Source organism: Citrobacter sp. VF227 (assembly GCF_052950715.1).
This window is the reverse complement of sequence record NZ_JBRFVF010000138.1, coordinates 1-639: the sequence shown is the minus strand read 5'-3', so window position 1 is coordinate 639 and position 639 is coordinate 1. Positions and strand designations below refer to the sequence as shown.

The following is a 639-nucleotide window of genomic DNA, read 5'->3' as shown; positions in this document are numbered from 1 at the left end:
GATCCGGACCCCGCGCCTCACCCCGATCCCTCGCCGGCATTCGGCGCCGACACCCTGGTGCTGGTCGACGAGGCCGGGATGGTATCAACCCGTGACCTGGAAGCCGTGCTGAGCGCGGCGCAGGCGGCCGGGGCCAAAGTGGTGCTGATCGGCGACCGGCGTCAGCTCGCCTCGGTCGGGGGCGCCAGCGCGCTGCGGGCGGTCGCCGAGGTGGTCGGACGCTCGGCCGTGCTCGAACACGTCCGCCGGCAGACGGTGGATTGGCAGCGTGCCGCCTCGGTGGTGATGGCGCGCGGCGATGCCGAGGCGGGTCTGCGCGCCTATGCCGCCAACGACCGGGTCGAGCTGATCTCCGGGGCCGAGGCGGCCCAAGCCCGGGTGATCGCGCTCTGGTCCGAGCAGCGCGCGGCCCATGATGGGGACGCGTTGATCGTGACCCGGCGCAACGCGGATGCAGCGGCGCTGAACGCGCGGGCGCGGGCGGTGCTGCGGGCGGAAGGGCACCTCGGACCCGACGTGGTCGCCCTGCCGTCGCGCAACCGCGCCGATGAGGTCGTGCCGCTGAGCTTAGGCCTCGGTGACATCTTGCGCTTCGGTGAGAGCCTGTCTCATCTCGGGCTGCGCAACGGCAACCGCGCC

Annotated in this window: 1 protein-coding gene; it reads left to right on the top strand. The window is 73.4% G+C overall.

The features are described from left to right. The coding region (locus ACU8YC_RS25505) for an AAA family ATPase (RefSeq protein WP_446896034.1) at positions 1-639 on the top strand (639 nt) is incomplete at both ends.